Genomic DNA, 2,911 nt, shown 5'->3' on the forward strand with positions numbered 1-2,911 from the left:
CCCGCCGTATTGCTGATCGGCTTGCCGATTGGAATACTAACCGCCTGATCATCCACTTCGTTCACTGGATAAAAGGTTGCAAATACCGTACTTTCCGACGGTCCGTACATATGCAGGAGATGGTCGGGTCCAGTCGCCACAAGCGCCCGCCGCACATGGTCCACTGACGCCCGTTCCCCGCCGAACAGCACTTTGCGGATACTTTGGATGCAGTCAGGCGCAAGATCGACCAGCAGATTGAACAGCGCCGTCGTAATCATCAGCACGGAAACTCCTTCACGTTCGATTACACGCGGCAGCTGCGAAATGTTGAGAACTACGTCTTTCGGAACTAGCACCAGCCGCGCACCGTGCAGCAGCGATCCAAATACATCGAACATAAACGCGTCAAACACGTAGTTGGAGAGGCCAAGGAACGTATCCTCCGGTGAGAGATCCATATAATTCGTGCAGCACACCGTCCGCAAAATGTTGGCATGAGTCACCATGTTGCCTTTCGGCAACCCCGTCGTACCAGATGTATATGTGAGATTGGCCAACTGTTCCGGCGCGATCAGCACATCCATATTCGTATCATCTCCGTGATACAAATCCCCGTCATCGGTCAATAGAATTACACCTTCGTATTCCACAGCTTCTGCCAAATGCGCCAAAGAACGTTGGGTCAGCAGTACAGATGCCCCGCTGTCGTCAAAAAAGTGTCGTATCCGCTGTGCGGGATGTTCTGGATCCATCGGCACGTATGCAGCACCAGCTTTTAGAACAGCCATTACCGAAACGATCATTTCCAGCGAACGTTCGAGCAAAAGCGCCACCACTTCGCCGCTCCCTACCCCACGGGCTTGAAGCGTGCGGGCCAACTGGTTGGCTTTGGCATTCAACTGTCCGTACGTCAGTTGTGCTCCTTCATATGTGAGCGCCGTCCGGTCAGGGGAGGCTGCTGCCTGCCGTTCAAACATCCATACGACATTTTCTTTCTTAGGGTAATCGGTCGGTTCTGGATTAAATCCGTGCAGAAGCTGCTCTCGTTCTTGCCCTCCCGGCAGGCTGTATTCGCCCACCTTCATTTGCGGATCAGCAACGGCCGCGCGCAGAAGGTTCACGTAATGCTTCAGCATTCGGTCTGCCGTCTCTCGCCGGAACAATCGGGTTGCATAGTCCAGGTCGAACCTGATACCGTCATTCTCCTCCGTTGCCTGAAGTGTAAGATCGAATTTGGCTACCCGGAAATTCGTTTCGTACAGCGACAGCCGCGCACCACCGAGATCCGGCAATGCCTCCATCGCATTTTGCAAAATAAATACGGTGTCGAAAAGAGGATTGCGGCTTAAATCACGAGGCAGGCTCAATTTGTCCACCAGCCGTTCAAAAGGATAGCTCTGGTGCTCAAACGCTTCTACCGCCTGGCTGTACACTTCACGCAAAAGCTTGTTAAAGGAATCTCCAAGATCAATCTTGGCGCGGATGGCCAGCGTATTGACGAATAGACCGACGACGCCTTCCAAATCGGCATGATTCCTTCCCGCCGTCGGTGTGCCAACTACGATGTCCTCCTGGCTCGTATACTTGGCAAGCAGCGCATAGTATGCGGACAACAGAACCATATACAACGTGACACCATTTCGCTCAGCCAACTGTTTTAGCTCTGACGTTATTGCAGAGTCCAGCACGGCGGATACCCGATCGCCTTCAAAGCTCTGCACCGGCGGACGCGGATAATCGGTCAGCAGCTCCAGGACGGGCAGCTCGCCGCCGAGCGCAGTCAGCCAATAGCCCTCTTCGGCGGCAAAAATCGTTTCCGCCTTCGCGTTCTGCCAGACCGCCGCATCCTTATACTGTAGCCGCAGCTCCAGCAACTGTTTTTCCTCACCGTACAAATAGCCTAGTTCCCGTAGCAGGATAGCGATGGATACACCATCGGAAACCAGATGATGCATATCGAAAAGCAGCATATGCCGTTTCTCCTGCACAGACATCAGTCCTACCCGCAGCAATGGGGCACGGTCAATATTGAACGGACGAACGAATGAGGACATCGCTTCTTCTGGAGAACATTCATCAGCCGGAATCACCGTGAGCTCGAATGAGACGCTATCGTGTATTTTTTGTACCGGGACACCTTCTACGGTTTCAAACGACGTCCGCAGTGATTCGTGACGCCGAATCAGCTTGCGAAACGCTGCCTCCAAGCGGTTGATGTCGATACTGCCCTCAATCCATGCCGCAGCTGGCATGTTGTATGCGATGCCCGCCTGTTCGAGCTGGCCCGCGATATACAACCTCCGCTGGGCCAGGGACAACGGATAGTACGTCTGCGGCGGTGCCGGTTCGATACTGGCAAACACCGTCTCGTCCGCCTGCCGGACGTACTCGGCAACTGCCTGCACTGTCGGGGTTCCAAACAAAATGTGAAGCGGCACCTCCACGCCCAATACCTTGTGAACTCGGGACAGCAGCGTCATCGCTTTAAGTGAATGTCCTCCAAGCTCGAAGAAATTATCGAGCATACCGACGCGTTCCGCACCGAGCACCTCGCCCCAGATGGCTGCAAGCTGTTGTTCCGTCTCGTCCGCAGGAGCGACATATTCCGCTCCGCTTGCCACCGTCACCTTCAGCTTCAGCAGTGCTTTGCGGTCCACTTTGCCACTCGGCGTCAACGGAATTTCCTTCAATTCCGCAAAATACGGGGGAATCATATATTCCGGCAGTTTTTTGGAAAGATGAGCTTTCCATTCGTCCGGGGACGCCGGGATGTCCGTTTCCTTCGGAACGATGTAAGCAGAAAGCTCATATCCGTTCCCTCCTTGGGGACGGGCCAGCACAACTGCCTTATCCACGCCAGGATGCTGGTGAAGCACAGCCTCAATTTCACCCAGTTCAATCCGGTAGCCGCGAATTTTCACCTGATCGT

At 54.1% G+C, this 2,911-nt stretch carries 1 protein-coding gene; it reads right to left on the reverse strand.

Going from position 1 to position 2,911, the window contains the following annotated elements; genetic code table 11:
• Positions 1-2,911 (reverse strand): condensation domain-containing protein (locus tag WG8_RS26055; RefSeq protein WP_007432243.1); only part of this gene is annotated, 2,911 nt, incomplete at both ends.

Origin of the sequence: Paenibacillus sp. Aloe-11 (genome assembly GCF_000245715.1) — a bacterium.
GTDB lineage: Bacteria > Bacillota > Bacilli > Paenibacillales > Paenibacillaceae > Paenibacillus > Paenibacillus kribbensis.